Origin of the sequence: Nocardioides pantholopis, assembly GCF_003710085.1 — a bacterium.
Taxonomy (GTDB): domain Bacteria; phylum Actinomycetota; class Actinomycetes; order Propionibacteriales; family Nocardioidaceae; genus Nocardioides; species Nocardioides pantholopis.
Genome location: NZ_CP033324.1, coordinates 594,282 through 610,984, shown reverse-complemented (window position 1 = coordinate 610,984; position 16,703 = coordinate 594,282). Strand labels below are relative to the sequence as shown.

Sequence of the window (16,703 nt, the reverse complement as noted above, 5' to 3'; positions counted from 1 at the left end):
CGGCGGGCGGTGGCCGCGCCCGGAATTCGCGCCGGGGCTCAGCGCACGTAGACGCTGCCGTCGAGGTTCAGCAGCCCGGCCGACTCCAGGGCCACGTGGGTCTCGCTGTCCTCGTCGGAGTCCGGGGCGGTCTCGATGTCGACCGCGGCGACGTCGGCGAGCGGGACCAGGTGCGTCTGCGCGGTCTTGATGCCCATCCCGGCCCGGTCGGTCGGGATCCCGTCCTCGAGGAAGAGGAACCCGTCCCGGATCCCGAGGAAGCGGGCGCAGGCGTACAGCTCGCGGGTCCCGTCGGTGCGGCGTACCGAGATGGTGCTGAACGCGGGGTGCTCGTCGGTCGGCATGGGCCCATGCTCCCAGCCGCACCCTCCCGCCGTCTCGATGTGGCGCAGGTCCCACGGCGGCCCGGCGTAGGTCACGATCCGGTTCCGGTCGGCGCGCCCGGGCCGGCTGCGTGGCCCGAACCAGCCGGGAGCGGCTAGGTTGCTCGCCATGACGGACCGCCACACCGATGCCCTGGTGGTGCTTGACCACGTCGACAAGTGGTTCGGCCAGCTGCACGTGCTGCAGGACATCAACCTCTCGATCGGCCGCGGCGAGGTCGTCGTCGTGATCGGGCCCTCCGGGTCCGGCAAGTCGACCCTGTGCCGCGCGATCAACCGCCTGGAGACGATCGACCAGGGCACGATCAGCCTCGACGGCCAGCCGCTCCCCCAGGAGGGCAAGCAGCTGGCCGAGCTGCGTGCCGACGTCGGCATGGTCTTCCAGAGCTTCAACCTCTTCGCGCACAAGACGATCCTCGAGAACGTCACGCTCGGCCCGATCAAGGTGCGCAAGAAGTCCAAGGCCGACGCCGAGAAGCGGGCCATGGAGCTGCTGGAGCGCGTCGGGGTCGACCACCAGGCCACGAAGTACCCCGCCCAGCTCTCGGGCGGCCAGCAGCAGCGGGTCGCGATCGCCCGGGCTCTGGCCATGGAGCCCAAGGTGATGCTCTTCGACGAGCCGACCTCGGCGCTGGACCCCGAGATGATCTCGGAGGTCCTCGACGTGATGGTCGACCTCGCGAAGCGGGGCATGACCATGGTCGTCGTCACTCACGAGATGGGCTTCGCCCGCACCGCCGCAGACCGAGTCGTCTTCATGTCCGACGGCGCGATCGTCGAGGAGAACACCCCCGACGAGTTCTTCACCAACCCGAGAAGCGATCGGGCCAAGGACTTCCTCGGCAAGATCCTCAAGCACTGAAGGAGATCAGGCATGCGACTCACCAGGTTCAAGGCCGCGACCGCGGCGGTGCTGCTCACCGCCAGCCTCGCGGCGTGCGGCGACGCGGGCGATGACAGCGACAGCGGCCGCGAGGTCGAGGCCGATGAGAACGCCGCCGAGAACTTCGAGGACGGCACCCGGATGAAGGAGCTCGCCGACGCCGGCAAGATCACCATCGGGGTGAAGTTCGACCAGCCCGGCATCGGCTTCAAGGGCGCCGCGGACGACACCCCGCGTGGTCTGGACCCCGAGATGGGCAAGATCCTGGCCGCCTCGCTGGGCATCGACTCCGGCGACATCGTCTGGAAGGAGACGATCTCGGACAACCGGGAGCCGTTCCTCCAGGAGGGCGAGGTCGACCTCGTGATCGCGTCGTACTCGATCACCGACGAGCGCCGCCAGGTCGTCGGCCAGGCCGGCCCCTACTACGTCACCGGCCAGCAGCTGCTGGTCGGCGCCGACAGCGACATCGCCGGCATCGAGGACATCAAGGGCCAGGAGGTCTGCTCGGTCACCGGGTCGACCTCGCTGGAGAACGTCAAGGCCGAGGGCGCCAAGCCCCGCGGCTTCGACACCTACTCCGAGTGCGTCGACCAGGTCCTCGACGGCACCGTCGACGCGATGACCACCGACGGCGCGATCCTGCTCGGGTACGCCGCGGAGAACCCCGACGAGCTCAAGGTCGTCGGCGAGCCGTTCTCGGAGGAGCGCTACGGCATCGGCTACGCCAAGGACCGGCCCGAGATGTGCGGGTGGATCAACGAGACGCTCACCAAGGCGTTCGACGAGGGCGACTGGGAGGAGGCGTTCGACGTCACCCTCGGCGAGTCGGGCGTCGACGCCCCCGAGCAGCCCACGCTCGACGAGTGCGCGGCCTGAGCGCCGTCCACCCCATCCACGTCTGATCCGGTCGGCGGGAGCCCCAGGCTCCCGCCGACCGTCCTGAGAGGAGGAGCGCGCCATGGAGGCGGTGTTCTCGAACTTCGACGAGTACCTCAAGGCCTTCGGCCTGACGCTGGGCCTCTTCGTCGTCTCCGGCCTGGCGTCGCTCGTCTTCGGCCTGTTCCTCGCCTCGCTGCGCGTCGGCCCGGTGGGGATCATGCGCAAGGCGGCCGCGGTCTACGTGACAGTCTTCCGCAACACGCCGCTGCTGATGATCTTCATCTTCATGGCGGTCGCGATGCCGAAGCTCGGCTACAACTTCAAGTTCATCGAGGACTTCGAGATCGCCGGCTACAGCGTCTCGGCGTTCTTCTTCCGCTCCTGTCTCGCGCTCACGCTCTACACCTCGGCGTTCGTGGCCGAGGCGTTCCGCTCCGGCGTCAACGCCGTCCCGGTCGGCCAGGCCGAGGCGGGCCGCGCGATCGGGCTCACCTTCACCCAGAGCATGCGCTACGTCGTCCTGCCGCAGGCGCTGCGCGCCGTGGTGCCCCCGCTGACCAGCGTGCAGGTCGCGCTGATCAAGAACACCTCGGTCGCGGCGGCCTTCGGCATGGCCGAGGCGGTCGCGACGATGCGTGCCTTCAACAACGACAACGCGGACCAGCGCATCCAGATCTTCCTGCTCTTCGCGATCGGCTACATCCTGATCGTCGAGGTGGTCTCGCTGGCCTCCTACGCCCTCGAGCGCCGCTGGAAGGTGGCCTGACATGGCTGGCTCCATCCTCTTCGACGCCCCCGGACCGAAGACCATCGCGCGGCACCGGCTCTACACGGTGCTCACCGTGCTGGTCCTCGCCGCCCTCGTCGGGTTCGCCGTCTGGCGGCTCGAGGACACCGGCCAGCTGGTCTACGACAAGTGGGAGGTCTTCTGGACCCCCGCCTACGTCGAGGTGATCGGTGAGGCCCTGCTGAACACCCTGAAGATGGCGTTCGGGGCGATCCTGCTCGCCATCGTCTTCGGCCTGGTCTTCGGGATCGGCAAGCTCTCCGAGCACGCGCTGATCCGCTGGCCGTCCTGGCTCGTGGTGGAGTTCTTCCGCGCGGTGCCGGTGCTGCTGCTGATGATCTTCATCTTCTACTGGCTCTCCATCGGCGGCGGACCGCTGAGCCCGCTGTGGTGCGTGATCGCCGCCCTGATGCTCTACAACGGCGCGGTCCTGGCCGAGGTGTTCCGGGCCGGGGTCAACGCGGTTCCGAGGGGCCAGGCCGAGGCGGCCTACGCCCTGGGCATGCGCAAGTCGCAGGTGATGCTGTCCGTCCAGCTCCCGCAGGCCGTGAAGATCATGCTGCCGTCGCTGATCAGCCAGTGCGTGGTCGCGCTGAAGGACACCAGCCTCGGCTTCTACATCGTCGCTCCGGGCCTGACGGCCGTGGCGCGGCCGATCTACCAGCAGTTCGCCAACCAGGTCCCGACGGCGATCGTGATCACGGCCATCTACATCACCGTGAACCTGCTGCTGACCGCCCTGGCCACCTGGGTCCAGCACCGGCTGATCGGCGAGAAGAACCCCATCGACCTGAGCCGCGTCGGCAACATGGACGGCGGCCGGGCCGTCTAGCTCCGGCGCGGCGTCACCCAGAGCCGGATCACGCCCTCGATCACGACAGTGCCGTCCGCGAGCTCACCGCGGACCCGGACCGGGAGGTCCGGCTCCGTGGAGGTCCACTGCGCGGGGTCGGTCTCGGCGATGCAGGTGACGTCGCCGGTCGCCTTCGCGGTGTAGGCGACCTCCATCCCCTTCGGGATCCAGCGCCGCTCGGCGGGCACGCTCGCCTCGGCGAGCGCGCCCATCGCCGCCTCGAGCCCGTTGCACAGCGCGATCGCGTGCACGGTGCCGAGGTGGTTGTGGACCCGGCGGCGCTTGCGGACCACCAGCTCGGCACGGTTCGGCTCGAGCACCGTGAACCGCGGCCGGACCGAGGCGAAGTACGGCGCCCGCTGCCCGAACAGGATCGAGAAGACGCGGGGCCCCACCACGGGGACCTTGCTCGCCGTACGCCAGAGCCGGAGGACCTGAGTCATGCGGCCGGACGTTACCAGCCGGTAACTTATTCGGTCCAGGGTCAGCCGGGCTTCCGCGCGACCACGAAGATCCGCCGGAACGGCAGCACGACCCCGGCCGGCCCCTCGGGGTACGCCGTGGCGAGCCGGCGGCGGAACTCGGCCTCGAACGCCGCCCGCAGGTCGGCGGAGACCGCACCGAGGGCCTGGAGGGTGGGCCGGGCGCCGGTGCCGGAGACCCAGGTGAAGACCGGGTCCGGCCCGGAGAGCACGTGCAGGTAGGTGGTCTCCCAGGCGTCCACCGAGCAGCCGAGCCGGGCCAGCGCCGCCAGGTAGTCGGCCGGGTCGTGGGAGGACGGCACGGCCACGTCGCGCAGGTGCTCGGCGTACGGCGCCTCGGCCGCCAGGTCGCGGCGGATCGTGTGGCTGGGCTCCTCGAAGTTGCCGGGGACCTGGAAGGCCAGCCATCCGCCGGGGGCGACCTGGCCGAGCAGGTCCGCCAGCAGGTCGAGGTGCCCGGGGACCCACTGGAGTGTCGCGTTCGAGACCAGGACGTCGACGGGCTCGGCCGGGCGCCAGGCCCGCAGGTCGCCGACCTCGAAGTCGACGCCGGCCGACGCGGGCACGTCGCGCCGGGCCCGGTCGACCATCTCGGGGCTGGCGTCCAGCCCGGTGATCGCGGCCTCGGGCCACCGCTCGCGCAGCAGCACCGTCAGGTTGCCCGGCCCGCAGCCGAGGTCCGCGACGCGCAGCGGCCGCGCGGCGCCGACGCGCGCCAGCAGGTCCACGAACGGCCGGCCACGCTCGTCGGCGTACGTCAGGTAGCGCTCGGGGTCCCAGGTGTGGCTCATCGGACGATCCTGCGCCGGAGGTATCTCGATGTCAAGATTCTCGACCGTTGCGATACCATCCGGGCATGCGGGACGACGTCGACGAGCTCGTCGAGGCCTGGGCGCGCGAGCGTGCCGACCTCGACCTGGCGCCGATCGCGGTCTTCAGCCGGATCTCCCGCCTGGCCCGCCACCTCGACCTCGCCCGCCGGGCTGCGTTCACCGAGCACGGCATCGAGCTGTGGGAGTTCGACGTGCTCGCGGCGCTGCGCCGCGCCGGTGCGCCGTACGAGCTCTCGCCGGGCCGGCTGCTGCGCGAGACCCTGGTGACCAGCGGCACGATGACCAACCGGGTCGACCGGCTCGCGGCGCGCGGCTTCGTCGAGCGCTACCCCGACCCCGCGGACCGGCGCGGCGTCATCGTGCGGCTCACCACCGAGGGCAAGACCGCCGTCGACGGCGCGTTCACGGCGCTGGTCGAGGCCGAGAAGGGCTTCCTCTCCCCGCTCCCGCCCGCCGAGCGCGACCAGCTCGCCGACCTGCTCAGCGCGCTGCTCCAGCCGTTCTCCCGCTGAGGGCTGCTACTCCAGCAGCTCGGCGGCCTCCATCCACTCCAGCTCCAGCTGGTCCTTCTCGGCGGCGAGGCTCGCCAGCTCGGCGCCCAGCTCGGCCAGCCGGTCGTAGTCGGCGGCGTGCTCGACCACCGCGGCGTTCAGCTTCTCCTGCTGCTCGGCGATCCGACCCAGCCGCTTGTCGATGCGCGCCAGCGCCTTGCGGGCGGTGCGCTCCTCGGCGCTGCCGGACTTCGCCCGGCCGGACGGCACCGGCACAGTGTCGGCGGCACCCGCGGAGGCAGCGCCCGCGGAGGCCGGCTCCGGCGACCCGACCTGCCGGGTCGGCGCGTCCGCGGCGGCCATTCCTGCCAGGTCAGCGGCGCGGCGCTCGAGGTACTCGTCGACGCCGCGGGGCAGCATCGAGATCTGGCCGTCACCGAGCAGCGCCCAGGTGGTGTCGGTGACCCGCTCCAGGAAGTACCGGTCGTGGGAGACCACGACGAGGGTGCCGGGCCAGCCGTCGAGGAAGTCCTCCAAGACGTTGAGGGTCTCGATGTCGAGGTCGTTGGTGGGCTCGTCGAGCAGCAGCACGTTGGGCTCGTCGAGCAACAGCATCAGCAGCTGGAAGCGGCGGCGCTCGCCACCGGAGAGGTCGCCGATCCGGGCGGTGAGCTTGTCGCCGGTGAAGCCGAAGCGCTCCAGCATCGAGCTCGCGGTGATCTCCCCGTCGGCGGTCTTGGTGACCCGGCGGTAGCCCTCGACCATCGGCAGCACCCGGGCGTCGGGGTCGAGGTCGTCGAGCTGCTGGGACAGGTGGCGCAGCGCCACGGTCCGCCCCCGCCGTACGGTGCCGGCGGCGGGCTCGAGGTCACCGGCGAGCAGCCCGAGCACCGAGGTCTTGCCGGCGCCGTTGACGCCCACGATGCCGACCCGGTCGCCGGGGCCCAGGCGCCAGGTGGCGTGCGAGAGCAGCGTCCGCTCGCCGCGGACCAGGTCGACGTCCTCGACGTCCAGCACGTCCTTGCCGAGCCGCTGGGTCGCGAACCGCTGGAGCTCCAGGCGGTCGCGCGGCGGCGGCACGTCCTCGATCAGCGAGTTGGCCGCCTCAATGCGGAACTTCGGCTTCGCGGTCCGGGCCGGCGCTCCCCGGCGCAGCCAGGCCAGCTCCTTGCGGACCAGGTTCTGCCGGCGCACCTCGGAGGCGGCGGCCTGGCGCTGCCGCTCCGCCTTGGCCAGCACGAACGCGGCGTACCCGCCCTCATAGGCGTCCACGACGCCGTCGTGGACCTCCCAGGTCCACTGGCACACCGCGTCGAGGAACCAGCGGTCGTGGGTGACGACGACCAGCGCGCTGGGCCGGGCCGCGAGGTGCGCGGCCAGCCAGGCCACGGCCTCGACGTCGAGGTGGTTGGTGGGCTCGTCGAGCACCAGCAGGTCCTGCTCGCCGATCAGCAGCGCGGCCAGCGAGCAGCGCCGCCGCTCGCCGCCGGAGAGCCCGGAGACGGCCCGGTCCAGCGAGACACCGGCCAGCAGCACCTCGACGACCTCGCGGGTGCGGGGGTCGGCCGCCCACTCGTGGTCGGAGCGGCCGCCGAGCACGGCCTCGCGGACCGTGTGCGTCTCGACCAGCTCGTCGCCCTGGTGCAGGTAGCCGATCAGCAGCCCCCGCGAGCGCGAGACCCGTCCGCCGTCGGGCTCCTCCAGACCGGTCATCACCTCCAGCAGCGTGGTCTTGCCGTCGCCGTTGCGCCCGACGATGCCGATCCGCATCCCGGCGCCGACGCCGAGCGAGACGTCCTGGAGCAGCGGGCGGACGCCGTAGGACTTCGAGACCCGCTCGAGGTTGAGGAGGTTGTCGCTCATGCGTACTCCACCAGGTGCGCGCCGGAGACGGCGCCGTTGGCCACCAGGACTGTCGGGTGCTCGCCTCCACCGTCGGGGTCGGCCAGCGTCGCCGCGACCTCCCGGGCGTGGTCGGGCGAGGAGCAGAGGAACACGCACGTCGGTCCGGAGCCGGAGATCAGGCCGCGCAGTGCTCCGGCCGCCTCACCCCGGTCGAGAAGGTCGCCGAGCTCGGGACGAAGGGCGATGGCAGGCTCCTGGAGGTCGTTGTGGAGGGCGGCGGCCAGCGCCTCGGGCACGCCACTGGCGAGGGCCGCGATGAGGTCGTCGGCGGGTGGCGGCTGGGCGGGGGCGTGCGGGCTCAGCTCGTCGAAGTGGCGGTAGACCTGCGGGGTGGACAGGCCGCGGTCGGAGGGCACGGCGACCCACCACCAGGTGCCGGCGTCCTCGACCCGCTGGACCAGCTCGCCGCGGCCGGTGCCGAGCGCGGAGCCGCCGATGAGTGCGAACGGCACGTCGCTGCCGAGCTCGGCGGCGATCCGCAGCAGGTCCTCGTCGGTGGTGCCGGTCCCCCACAGCCGGTCCAGCGCCACCAGCGCGGCCGCCGCGTCGGCGGACCCGCCGGCCATGCCGCCGGCGACCGGGATCGCCTTGACGACGTCGACCGCCCCGGTGCGAGGTACGCCGTGGTGCGCGGCGAGCAGGTCCGCGGCCCGGGTCACGATGTTGTCCTCCAGCCGGGGCAGCTGGCCGGCGTCCATCCAGTCCGGCACGGCCACCTCGACCGACCAGTCCGGCGCCGGGCGGACGGTGACGTCGTCGTGCAGGCCGACGGCCTGGTAGACGGTGAGCAGCGGGTGGTAGCCGTCCTCGCGGGGGGCACCGACACCCAGGTGCAGGTTGATCTTGGCCGGGGCGCGGACCGTGAACTGGGCCGGCAGGTCCTCGAAGCGGGCGGTCATCGGTGCAGGCCCTCGGCGATCGCGACGAACTGCCCGATCTCCAGGGACTCGCCGCGGGCCAGGGGGTCCACGCCGGCGGCGGCCAGGGCGGCGTCCACGCGCTCGCCCGGCGCGAGCGCGCGCAGGGCGCCGCGCAGCGCCTTGCGCCGGTGCGCGAACGCCGCGTCGACGACCGCGAAGACCTGCTCGCGGGTGGCGGTGGTGTCCGGCGGCTCGCGCCGCGTCCAGGCGACCAGCCCGGAGTCGACGTTGGGAGCCGGCCAGAAGACGTTGCGCCCGATCGTGCCGGCGCGGCGCACCTCGGCGTACCAGGCGGCCTTGACCGACGGGATGCCGTACACCTTCGATCCCGGCCGTGCCGCCAGCCGGTCGGCGACCTCCGCCTGGACCATCACCAGCCCACGCTCGAGCGAGGGCAGCAGGCCCATCAGGTGCAGCAGCACCGGCACCGAGACGTTGTAGGGCAGGTTCGCGACCAGCGCGGTGGGCGCCGGGCCGGGGATCGACTCCACGCGCATCGCGTCGGCCAGGACGACCTGGCACCGGTCGGCGTGCCCGGGGGCGAACTCCGCCACGGTCGCGGGCAGCCGCCCGGCCAGCACCGGGTCGATCTCGACCGCCACGACGTGGCTGACGGTCTCGAGCAGGGCGAGCGTCAGCGAGCCGAGCCCGGGCCCGACCTCGAGGACGACGTCGGTGTCGTTGACCCCGGAGTCGCGCACGATCCGGCGCACGGTGTTGGCGTCGATGACGAAGTTCTGGCCGCGCTGCTTGGTGGGGCGCAGGTCCAGCTCGGCCGCGAGCCGACGCACCTCCGCCGGCCCGAGCAGCCTCGGGCCGGCGGAGGTGGACATGGCCGGAAGGATATCGGTCAGCGCGGCAGACCCAGCTTCGAGGCACAGCCCGGCCAGGAGCCGTACCCGCCGGTCGCGTCCCGGAGCTTGGTCGCGACGGCGATCTGGGTCTCGCGGCTGGCGTTGCTGGGCAGCCCCGTGCCGCCGTACGCCTGCCAGGTGCCGAGGTTGAACTGCAGGCCGCCGTAGTAGCCGTTGCCGGTGTTGATCGACCAGTTGCCGCCGGACTCGCAACCGGCCAGGGAGTCCCACACGGTGCTGCCGCCAGCGAAGTTCGGCGCCGACTGGCGCGTCTCCACCACCTGCTCCTTGGTGCCGACCTCGACGATCCTCGCGACCGGCTTGCGGGTGACCGTCGAGTCGACCTCGACCCGACGGACCAGCTCGCCGTTGCGGAAGGTCAGGTCGTAGGTGACGTCGCGGGCACCGGCGCGGCCGGCGCGGACGACGTTCTCCTCGCCCTCGTAGGCGGAGTCGTCGTCACGCTCGACGGTCTCGAAGCCGATCGCCTCGCCGGCGACCTGCTTGGTGGTCTTCCGGATCCGGGTCAGGACGAGCTTGTCGCCGTCCTCGACCTGCTCGTCGAGCGCCGGCACCGTGCGGTCGTGCTTGCGGATCTTGACGCCGAGCTCGGCGAACGCCTCCTCGGTGGTGAGCGCGACGACCTCCTGGCGGGCCGGCTTCGCGCCGCCGACCGAGACGCGCAGCGACTTGGGGGTGACGACGCTCAGGGCCATGCCCTCGCGGCTGATGCCGGCCGAGCGGCTGGTCGAGAGCCGGGACTCCTCGAAGGAGCGGCCGATCTGGCCGAGGGCGTCCTCGACCTCGGTGGCGGTCACCCAGTAGGTCTTCTTCTCGCCGTCGATGCTGAGCGTCAGCGGGCGGGCGTACTGGACCGAGATGCGGGTGTCCTCGCCGACCTCCTCGTGCAGGCCGGGCGCGACCAGGTCGCGCTCGCCGACCTCGATGCCCTCCTCGTCGAGGACCTCCTCGACGGTGCCGGCCATCGTGGAGACCTCACGGGTCTCGCCGTCGACGGTCAGTGCCACCGACGCGGAGAGGGCCGAGTAGCCGAGGGCGGTGCCGGCCACGGCCAGGACCACGATCGCCGAGACGGCGACCAGGGCGATCCGGCTGCGGGTGGCGCGGGCCAGCGCGGTGCCGACCTTGGTGCGCAGGGTGGGGAGCAGCGTGGAAGCCACAGTTCTCCGAACGTCGTGCTGCCCGGGTCTCGGCGGCCACCATGCTGCGGCGAACGCCTCGGTGCCGGACCGTCACGAGTTCTTCCCCGAACCGCGACTGCCGCTGTGCACCGGGCGTGTTCCGTCCCGATCCCGGCTGTCAGCGCCCCAGACCACCAATGATCGGGCCCGATTGCAAGTCCTCGTCCCGGTCAGGAGGACGGTGTGGCCAGGGTCATGCCCCTCGTCATGCACCCCACGAACCCCCGAAGGCCGCGTCGGTGTTGGCGTCGACGGCAGCGCAGAGGTCGCCGAGGTCGGCCCCGCGCACCTGGGCCATCAGCCGCATCGTGAGCGGGATCAGGTAGGACCCGTTGGTGCGCCCGCGGTGCGGCACCGGGGTCAGGTACGGCGCGTCGGTCTCGACCAGGATCCGGTCCTGCGGCGCCACGGCCAGCGCGTCCCGCAGCGGCTGGGCGTTGGCGAAGGTCACGGTGCCGGCGAAGGAGAGGTACGCCCCGCGGTCCAGGCAGGCGCGGGCGAAGTCGGCGTCCCCGGAGAAGCAGTGCATCACCCACCGGTCCGGCGCACCCTCCTCGTCGAGCACCGCCAGCACGTCCTCGTGGGCGTCCCGGTCGTGGATCACCAGGGTCTTGTCCAGCCGCTTGGCGAGGTCGATGTGGCGGCGGAAGGCCGCCACCTGCACGGCGTACCCGTCCTCGCCGGTGCGGAAGTGGTCGAGGCCGGTCTCCCCCACCGCCCGGACCTGCTCGTGGGCGGCGAGCCGCTCGATCTCGGCGAGCGCGTCCTCGAGCTCGCCCGCCGCGTCCATGCCCGGCACCTCGTTGGGGTGCAGCGCGACCCCCGCGACCAGCGCGTCGTGGGCCTCGGCGGCCGCGACGGCCCAGCGCGCGCCCGGCAGGTCGCAGCCGATCTGCACGATCCGGGTGACCCCGACGGCGGCGGCCTGCGCGATCGCGTCGGCGACCGGGACCGCCGGCTCGTCGCCGCGGGCGATGTCGAGGTGGCAGTGGTTGTCGACGACGGGGTGGGGCAGCGGCTCCGGCGCGGGGGGCCGCTGGCTCATGCCGCCCCGATCCGCGCCAGCACCGCGTCGGCGAGGGCCCGCGGGGCGTGGGTGGGGATCCAGTGCGACACGCCCTCGAGCACGACCAGCTCGTACGGCGCGTCGACCCAGGCCGCGGTCGCCTCGACCGGGGCCCGGGTGATCGCGCCGTCGCCGTCGCTCCACACCATCGTCGTCGGCACCGTCACCTTGCGGCGCACCGAGCCGCCGCCGCCGAACGGCAGGCCGCGGTACCACGCCAGGCCGCCGGGCAGCGCGCCGTCCTCGAGCACCTCGGTGCGGAACCGGGCCAGGTCGTCGTCGTCCATCCCCGCTCGCCGCAGCCAGGCCTCGAAGAGGCCCCGGCCGGCCAGCAGTTCCGGCACGAAGGGCAGCTGGAAGAACCCCATGTAGGTCGAGTGCAGCCCCTGGGTGGAGGTGAGAAAGGACTGCGCGAACGCCGCGGTGTGCGGCACCGAGACCGCCGTCCAGGTGCGGACCAGCTCGGGGCGGCTCATCGCGAGCCCCCAGCCGACCGCGGCCCCCCAGTCGTGGCCGACCAGGTGCACCGGCCCGCCGACCGCGTCGACGAGGGCAGCGACGTCCGCGACCAGCTTGCCGGCTGCGTAGTCGTGCCGACCCGCCGGCCGGGCGCCGCGCGAGTAGCCGCGCTGGTCCGGGGCCAGCGTGCGCAGGCCGTGCTCGTGCAGCATCGGCGCGACCCGGCGCCAGCTCGTGGACCGCTCCGGGAAGCCGTGCAGCAGCACCACCGGGTCTCCGTCGAGCGGCCCCTCGTCGCGGACGTCGAAGACCAGCCCGTCGCGGGCGAACGACGTGATCCGCCCGGTCATGACTTGTGCACCAGGTCGTAGACCTCGCGGCGGGGCACGCCAGCGCCCCGGGCCACTGCCGCGATCGCGTCCTTGCGGCTCATGCCGTCCTCCTCGTGCGCCGCCACGGCAGCGCGCAGGCTCTCGGGATCGGTGGGCAGCGGGACGTCCTCGGCTCCGGAGACCACCACTGTCACCTCACCCCGTACCCCGTCGGCAGCCCAGGCCACCAGCTCGGCGAGCGGGCCCCGGCGTACCTCCTCGTGGGTCTTGGTCAGCTCCCGGCACACCGCGGCCGCGCGGTCGCCGCCGAAGGCCTCGGCCATCGCCGCCAGCGCCGCCTCGGTGCGGTGCGGGGCCTCGAAGAAGACCATCGTGCGCTGCTCCCCGGCCAGCCCGGCCAGCCGGCGGGACCGCTCCCCGGCCTTGCGCGGCAGGAATCCCTCGAAGCAGAACCGGTCGACGGGCAGCCCGGAGACGGCCAGCGCGGTGAGCACGGCCGAGGGACCGGGGACCGCGGTGACCAGCACGTCGTGCTCGACGGCCGCGGCCACCAGCCGGTAGCCGGGGTCGGACACGCTGGGCATCCCGGCGTCGGTCACCAGCAGCACCCGCTCGCCGGCGAGCAGCGCCTCGAGCAGCACGGGCGTCCGGGCCGCCTCGTTGCCCTCGAAGTACGACACCACCCGCCCGGTCGGAACCACGTCGAGGTCGGAGGTGAGCCGCCGCAGCCGCCGGGTGTCCTCGGCGGCGATCACGTCGGCCCCGGCGAGCTCCTCGGCGAGCCGTGGCGGGGCGTCGGAGACGCGGCCGATGGGAGTGGCCGCGAGCACGAGGACGCCGGTCATGCCCCGATCATCGCAGCCGCGCCGCGGGCCGCGCCGGGGGCCGGGCCTCGTCCTGCGCCGCCGGCCACACCCGGGCCGTAGAGTTCGGGGCCGTGAGGACCAGCCGGCTGCGTGCGGACGACCCGGTGGTGGGCTGGGTCTCCGCCGCCGGCGTCGCGCTGTTCGCCCTGGTGCTGCGGCTGTGGCACCTCGGGACCCCGCACCAGTTCGAGTTCGACGAGACCTACTACGCCAAGGACGCCTGGTCGCTGCTGCACCACGGCTACGTCCGGGAGTACGCCGAGGGCGCCGACGAGGCGATCCTCGACGGCACCACCTCCGGGCTGTGGGAGGGCGACCCGTCGATGATCGTCCACCCCGACGTCGGGAAGTGGCTGATCGCGCTGGGCGAGTGGGCCTTCGGGATGGACCCGTTCGGTTGGCGGGTCTCGGCCGCCGTCGTCGGGTCGCTGATGGTGCTGGTGATGTGCCGGCTGGTGCGCCGGATGACCGGCTCCACGCTGCTCGGCTGCACCGCCGGGCTGCTGCTCAGCCTGGACGGGCTGCAGCTGGTGCTCTCCCGGCTGGCGCTGCTCGACATCTTCCTGGCGTTCTTCACGCTGTGCGCGATCGCCTGCCTGGTCAACGACCGGTTCTGGTACCGCGACCGGCTGGCCCGGCTCGCCCCCGAGCCGGTCCGCAGCGGCTGGGGCCCGGTGCGCGGGCTGCTGTGGCGGCCCTGGCTGCTGGTCGGCGGCGTCTGCTTCGGGCTCGCGGTCGGCACCAAGTGGACGGCGCTCTACCCGCTCGCCGCCTTCGGGATCCTGGTCTGGCTGTGGAGCGCCTCGGCCCGGCGGGCCGCGGGCGTCCGGCGTCCGGTGCTGCGCTCCGCGGTCGTGGACGGGATCCCGGCGTTCGTCCACCTCGTCGTCGTCGGGCTGGTCGTCTACCTGCTGACCTGGACCGGGTGGCTGGTGCACGCCGACGAGTACGAGGAGCACCTCTCCGCGACCCAGTACACCCGCTACGACCACATGGAGGGCGACACCGCGGTCTCCGAGGGTGACGACCAGTGGCCCACCGCCACCGAGCCGGACGCCTCCGGCCCGGCGGAGGTCGTGCAGTCGCTGCGCTCGCTGTGGCACTACCACCGCGACGTCTACGCCTTCCACACCCACTTCCTCAACGACAGCGACCACACCTACGCCTCGAAGCCGTCGGGCTGGCTGCTGCTGAACCGTCCGGTGGGGGTCGCTGCCGACACCGGGATCCAGCCCGGCACCCGCGGCTGCGACGCCCCCGCGGGCAGCGACTGCCTGCGCCAGGTGCTGCTGCTGGGCACCCCGACGATCTGGTGGGGCGGGGCGCTCGCGCTGCTGTACGCCGTGGCGATCTGGCTGGGCGCGCGGGACTGGCGCTTCGGGGTCGCGGTGATCGGCACGGCCTCGACCTGGCTGCCGTGGCTGCTCTACGACGACCGGCCGATCTTCTCGTTCTACGCGGTCGTGACGCTGCCGTTCGTGGTCCTGGCGATCGTGCTGGCCATGGGTCGCGCGATCGGCCCGTCACGGACGCCCACGCCGCGGCGTACCGCCGGAGTGGTGGCGGCCGGCTCGTTCGTGGTGCTCACGATCATCAACTTCGCGTGGTTCTGGCCGATCTGGACCTACGGGCTGCTCACCCACGCGGAGTGGCTGGACCGGATCTGGCTCGAGCGCTGGATCTAGCTGTGCCCGGCCGGGGTCAGCCCGACCAGCGCAGCGTCTCCGCGACCGCGTCGAAGAGCCCGGTGAGCTGGTCGCGCAGCGTCACCAGCGGCGAGGAGAAGGCCAGGAGCAGGCAGGCCCCGGCGCCGTTCGGCACCGGCACGAACCACTCCACGGTGAAGCCCGGCACCGGGCCGAGCTCCTCGGCGACGGGGTCGCCGGGCGGCGGCGGGGTGCGGGTCGTGAGCTCGCGACGGACCGCGGGGCCCGGGGGCTCGCGGCGCACCTCGCAGGAATCGACACTCACGTCGGGGTCCTCGCTGACGGCCAGCACCTCGGCGAGCGTCTCCGCGGTGGCCGCGGCCAGACCCGGCTGCTCGCCGTCGGCGGCGCGCGCGGGGTCCTGCGGCGCTCCGGGGACGAGGCTGACCACGAGCGAGGCGGCGACCGGCATCGGGCCGGCCATCATCCGGGACAGGTGCAGCTCCACGCCGCCGGAGCGGTAGGCCTGCTCGGCCCGCTGCTCGAGCTCGGCGCGGATCTGTCGGCGCAGCAGCGGCTGGTCGTCGGCGGGCACCTGCAGGTCGACGAGCCGGTTGATCGACGCGGCCCGGGCGGCGGGCTCCAGGTCGATGCGCCACCAGTCGGCAGGCGTGGCCAGCCGGTACGCCGCGGGCCGCGACGCGCTCTCGGCCGCGCTCATCGCCCGCGCCCCTGCCGTGCGTCCAGGCGCAGCGCCGCCGCGAGCTCGTCGACCACCGCTGCCAGGTCGTCGCCGAGGACCAGGTCGACCCAGAGCGCGTCGAACCACACGAAGCCGTCCAGGCCCCGGGGCAGCGCGACGTAGGTGATCCCCTCCATCACGTCGTCGACACCCGGCTCCCCGACAGGTACGCCCGCCGCTGCGCCGGCACCGAACATCCGCCGCAGCCGCACCGCACGGCCCAGCGCCAGGTCCAGCTCCTGGACGTGCCGCTGCCCGACCGTCTCGGGCCCGGCGCCGAGGGTCTCCAGCAGCCCGGGCACGGTCAGTGGGCCGTCCTCGAACGGGAAGACGGTGGCCGAGGCGAAGACCAGCACCTGGCCCAGCGGGTCGGGCTGGAAGGCGAGCGCGACGTGGGCGGAGAGGCCGGGGACGGCCGCCTCCTGGGCGCGCTGCACGAACGAGGCCAGCTGAGCCGCGGCCGCCTCCTCGCCGATCGAGTGCTCCGTCGGCTCCAGTCCGGCCGCGGCCTCCGCGACGTTCGCGGTGGCCCAGGCCTGCGGGTCGACGGCCGGGTCGGTGGGCAGCTCGACCCAGCCCTGCGGGAGCGCCGCCCCGAGCCGGACGTAGTCCTCGCGGGGCCCGCCGAGCCTCATCGGCGCTCCTCCGCGGCGGCGCGGCGCGCGCGCATCTCGGCCTGGAGCCGACGCCAGCCGTGACGGCGCTGGCCGGCCCACGAGATCAGTACGGCGCCAGCCGCGAGCGTGATGACGAGCGCCCGCAGACCCGCCGGAGCGCCGCTGACGCCAGCAGGGATGACCGTGAGCGCCGCGAGCCCGGCCACGTTGATCCAGGAGTCGAGCGGGTCGAGCAGCGGAGCCTGTTCCACCCCGGTGATCACCCGGCGGCGCCGCCGGAGCAGCTGCCGCAGGTCCAGCAGCGCCGCGGCGCAGATGGCCGCCGCGGCGACCGCGGCGACGGCCACCGCCGCGGTGGGCTGCGGGCGGGCCAGGGCGAGCGCGACCAGCAGCCCGACGGCGTCCACTGCCATCAGGGCCAGCCGCTGCCAGAACCAGCGGCGGCGCACCGGGTCCTCGGGCCGGACCTGCTGGCCGGGTCGGGTCACGCTGTCGACCTC

The 16,703-nt window shown here is 73.2% G+C and carries 19 protein-coding genes; 6 read left to right on the top strand and 13 right to left on the bottom strand.

Features of this window, described 5'->3' with window-relative positions; translation table 11 throughout:
• Positions 1 to 38 precede the first annotated feature (38 nt).
• Entirely contained in the window at positions 39 to 344 is a 306-nt protein-coding gene (locus tag EBO35_RS02860; RefSeq protein WP_122816386.1) for a hypothetical protein, read from the bottom strand.
• Positions 345 to 492: 148 nt separating this feature from the next.
• Between EBO35_RS02860 and EBO35_RS02855 the strand changes: the two genes are divergently transcribed.
• The 4 genes from EBO35_RS02855 to EBO35_RS02840 all read left to right on the top strand — a co-directional run bounded on the left by EBO35_RS02855 (position 493) and on the right by EBO35_RS02840 (position 3,767).
• Entirely contained in the window at positions 493 to 1,245 is a 753-nt protein-coding gene (locus EBO35_RS02855; RefSeq protein WP_122816385.1) for an amino acid ABC transporter ATP-binding protein, read from the top strand.
• Between the two features lie 12 nt (positions 1,246 to 1,257).
• A complete protein-coding gene (locus EBO35_RS02850) occupies positions 1,258 to 2,145 on the top strand; it encodes a glutamate ABC transporter substrate-binding protein (RefSeq protein ID WP_122816384.1) in 888 nt (295 codons plus the stop codon).
• Between the two features lie 82 nt (positions 2,146 to 2,227).
• A complete protein-coding gene (locus tag EBO35_RS02845; RefSeq protein ID WP_122816383.1) occupies positions 2,228 to 2,914 on the top strand; it encodes an amino acid ABC transporter permease in 687 nt (228 codons plus the stop codon).
• Position 2,915: 1 nt separating this feature from the next.
• Positions 2,916 to 3,767 (top strand): amino acid ABC transporter permease, encoded by an 852-nt coding sequence (locus tag EBO35_RS02840; RefSeq protein WP_122816382.1) that lies wholly within the window; start codon positions 2,916 to 2,918, stop codon positions 3,765 to 3,767.
• Here the strand turns inward: EBO35_RS02840 and EBO35_RS02835 are convergent.
• On the bottom strand, positions 3,764 to 4,231 hold the full coding sequence (locus tag EBO35_RS02835; protein ID WP_122816381.1) for a hotdog fold domain-containing protein: 468 nt from the start codon (positions 4,229 to 4,231) through the stop codon (positions 3,764 to 3,766). The genes EBO35_RS02840 and EBO35_RS02835 overlap by 4 nt on opposite strands.
• Positions 4,232 to 4,272: 41 nt before the next feature.
• On the bottom strand, positions 4,273 to 5,061 hold the full coding sequence (locus EBO35_RS02830; RefSeq protein WP_122816380.1) for a trans-aconitate 2-methyltransferase: 789 nt from the start codon (positions 5,059 to 5,061) through the stop codon (positions 4,273 to 4,275).
• A gap of 65 nt (positions 5,062 to 5,126) precedes the next feature.
• Here EBO35_RS02830 and EBO35_RS02825 point away from each other — a divergent pair, with 65 nt between their 5' ends.
• Positions 5,127 to 5,615 (top strand): MarR family winged helix-turn-helix transcriptional regulator, encoded by a 489-nt coding sequence (locus EBO35_RS02825; RefSeq protein ID WP_122816379.1) that lies wholly within the window; start codon positions 5,127 to 5,129, stop codon positions 5,613 to 5,615.
• A 6-nt stretch (positions 5,616 to 5,621) separates the two neighbouring features.
• Here EBO35_RS02825 and EBO35_RS02820 read toward each other — a convergent pair whose 3' ends face one another.
• The 7 genes from EBO35_RS02820 to rsmI form a co-directional block, all read right to left on the bottom strand.
• A complete protein-coding gene (locus EBO35_RS02820) occupies positions 5,622 to 7,457 on the bottom strand; it encodes an ABC-F family ATP-binding cassette domain-containing protein (RefSeq protein ID WP_122816378.1) in 1,836 nt (611 codons plus the stop codon).
• Positions 7,454 to 8,398 carry a 4-(cytidine 5'-diphospho)-2-C-methyl-D-erythritol kinase gene (locus EBO35_RS02815; protein WP_122816377.1) on the bottom strand — a complete coding sequence of 315 codons (945 nt, stop codon included), beginning with the start codon at positions 8,396 to 8,398 and terminating at the stop codon, positions 7,454 to 7,456. Before EBO35_RS02815 ends, EBO35_RS02820 begins: the two co-directional genes overlap by 4 nt.
• Positions 8,395 to 9,252: a 16S rRNA (adenine(1518)-N(6)/adenine(1519)-N(6))-dimethyltransferase RsmA gene (gene rsmA / locus EBO35_RS02810; protein ID WP_122816376.1), complete on the bottom strand. Its 858-nt coding sequence runs from the start codon at positions 9,250 to 9,252 to the stop codon at positions 8,395 to 8,397. The genes EBO35_RS02815 and rsmA overlap by 4 nt, the downstream gene beginning before the upstream one ends.
• Before the next feature lie 17 nt (positions 9,253 to 9,269).
• A complete protein-coding gene (locus EBO35_RS20280) occupies positions 9,270 to 10,454 on the bottom strand; it encodes a ubiquitin-like domain-containing protein (protein WP_122816375.1) in 1,185 nt (394 codons plus the stop codon).
• 226 nt (positions 10,455 to 10,680) lie between these two features.
• Entirely contained in the window at positions 10,681 to 11,520 is an 840-nt protein-coding gene (locus EBO35_RS02800; protein ID WP_122816374.1) for a TatD family hydrolase, read from the bottom strand.
• Positions 11,517 to 12,350, bottom strand: a complete 834-nt coding sequence (locus EBO35_RS02795) for an alpha/beta fold hydrolase (protein WP_122816373.1) — start codon at positions 12,348 to 12,350, stop codon at positions 11,517 to 11,519. The genes EBO35_RS02800 and EBO35_RS02795 overlap by 4 nt, the downstream gene beginning before the upstream one ends.
• Positions 12,347 to 13,177: a 16S rRNA (cytidine(1402)-2'-O)-methyltransferase gene (gene rsmI, locus EBO35_RS02790; protein WP_122816372.1), complete on the bottom strand. Its 831-nt coding sequence runs from the start codon at positions 13,175 to 13,177 to the stop codon at positions 12,347 to 12,349. The genes EBO35_RS02795 and rsmI overlap by 4 nt, the downstream gene beginning before the upstream one ends.
• Positions 13,178 to 13,269: 92 nt before the next feature.
• Between rsmI and EBO35_RS02785 the strand changes: the two genes are divergently transcribed.
• On the top strand, positions 13,270 to 14,883 hold the full coding sequence (locus EBO35_RS02785; RefSeq protein ID WP_122816371.1) for a dolichyl-phosphate-mannose--protein mannosyltransferase: 1,614 nt from the start codon (positions 13,270 to 13,272) through the stop codon (positions 14,881 to 14,883).
• Between the two features lie 16 nt (positions 14,884 to 14,899).
• Here the strand turns inward: EBO35_RS02785 and EBO35_RS02780 are convergent, their stop codons facing one another.
• The 3 genes from EBO35_RS02780 to EBO35_RS02770 are packed head-to-tail and all read right to left on the bottom strand — an operon-like array spanning position 14,900 to position 16,691.
• Entirely contained in the window at positions 14,900 to 15,565 is a 666-nt protein-coding gene (locus tag EBO35_RS02780; protein WP_122816370.1) for a hypothetical protein, read from the bottom strand.
• On the bottom strand, positions 15,562 to 16,221 hold the full coding sequence (locus EBO35_RS02775) for a hypothetical protein (RefSeq protein WP_122816369.1): 660 nt from the start codon (positions 16,219 to 16,221) through the stop codon (positions 15,562 to 15,564). Before EBO35_RS02775 ends, EBO35_RS02780 begins: the two co-directional genes overlap by 4 nt.
• Complete coding sequence (locus EBO35_RS02770) at positions 16,218 to 16,691, bottom strand: hypothetical protein (RefSeq protein ID WP_122816368.1); 474 nt, start codon at positions 16,689 to 16,691, stop codon at positions 16,218 to 16,220. The genes EBO35_RS02775 and EBO35_RS02770 overlap by 4 nt, the downstream gene beginning before the upstream one ends.
• Positions 16,692 to 16,703 lie beyond the last annotated feature (12 nt).

Excerpts from the sequence above, each read along its gene's own strand:
- rsmA (WP_122816376.1), bottom strand. The coding sequence starts at position 9,252 with ATGTCCACCTCCGCCGGCCCGAGGCTGCTCGGGCCGGCGGAGGTGCGT.
- EBO35_RS02850 (WP_122816384.1), top strand. The coding sequence starts at position 1,258 with ATGCGACTCACCAGGTTCAAGGCCGCGACCGCGGCGGTGCTGCTCACC.
- EBO35_RS02820 (WP_122816378.1), bottom strand. The coding sequence starts at position 7,457 with ATGAGCGACAACCTCCTCAACCTCGAGCGGGTCTCGAAGTCCTACGGC.
- EBO35_RS02845 (WP_122816383.1), top strand. The coding sequence starts at position 2,228 with ATGGAGGCGGTGTTCTCGAACTTCGACGAGTACCTCAAGGCCTTCGGC.
- EBO35_RS02855 (WP_122816385.1), top strand. The coding sequence starts at position 493 with ATGACGGACCGCCACACCGATGCCCTGGTGGTGCTTGACCACGTCGAC.
- EBO35_RS02830 (WP_122816380.1), bottom strand. The coding sequence starts at position 5,061 with ATGAGCCACACCTGGGACCCCGAGCGCTACCTGACGTACGCCGACGAG.
- EBO35_RS02800 (WP_122816374.1), bottom strand. The coding sequence starts at position 11,520 with ATGAGCCAGCGGCCCCCCGCGCCGGAGCCGCTGCCCCACCCCGTCGTC.
- EBO35_RS02860 (WP_122816386.1), bottom strand. The coding sequence starts at position 344 with ATGCCGACCGACGAGCACCCCGCGTTCAGCACCATCTCGGTACGCCGC.
- EBO35_RS02825 (WP_122816379.1), top strand. The coding sequence starts at position 5,127 with ATGCGGGACGACGTCGACGAGCTCGTCGAGGCCTGGGCGCGCGAGCGT.
- EBO35_RS02840 (WP_122816382.1), top strand. The coding sequence starts at position 2,916 with ATGGCTGGCTCCATCCTCTTCGACGCCCCCGGACCGAAGACCATCGCG.
- EBO35_RS02795 (WP_122816373.1), bottom strand. The coding sequence starts at position 12,350 with ATGACCGGGCGGATCACGTCGTTCGCCCGCGACGGGCTGGTCTTCGAC.
- EBO35_RS02815 (WP_122816377.1), bottom strand. The coding sequence starts at position 8,398 with ATGACCGCCCGCTTCGAGGACCTGCCGGCCCAGTTCACGGTCCGCGCC.
- EBO35_RS02780 (WP_122816370.1), bottom strand. The coding sequence starts at position 15,565 with ATGAGCGCGGCCGAGAGCGCGTCGCGGCCCGCGGCGTACCGGCTGGCC.
- rsmI (WP_122816372.1), bottom strand. The coding sequence starts at position 13,177 with ATGACCGGCGTCCTCGTGCTCGCGGCCACTCCCATCGGCCGCGTCTCC.
- EBO35_RS02835 (WP_122816381.1), bottom strand. The coding sequence starts at position 4,231 with ATGACTCAGGTCCTCCGGCTCTGGCGTACGGCGAGCAAGGTCCCCGTG.
- EBO35_RS02775 (WP_122816369.1), bottom strand. The coding sequence starts at position 16,221 with ATGAGGCTCGGCGGGCCCCGCGAGGACTACGTCCGGCTCGGGGCGGCG.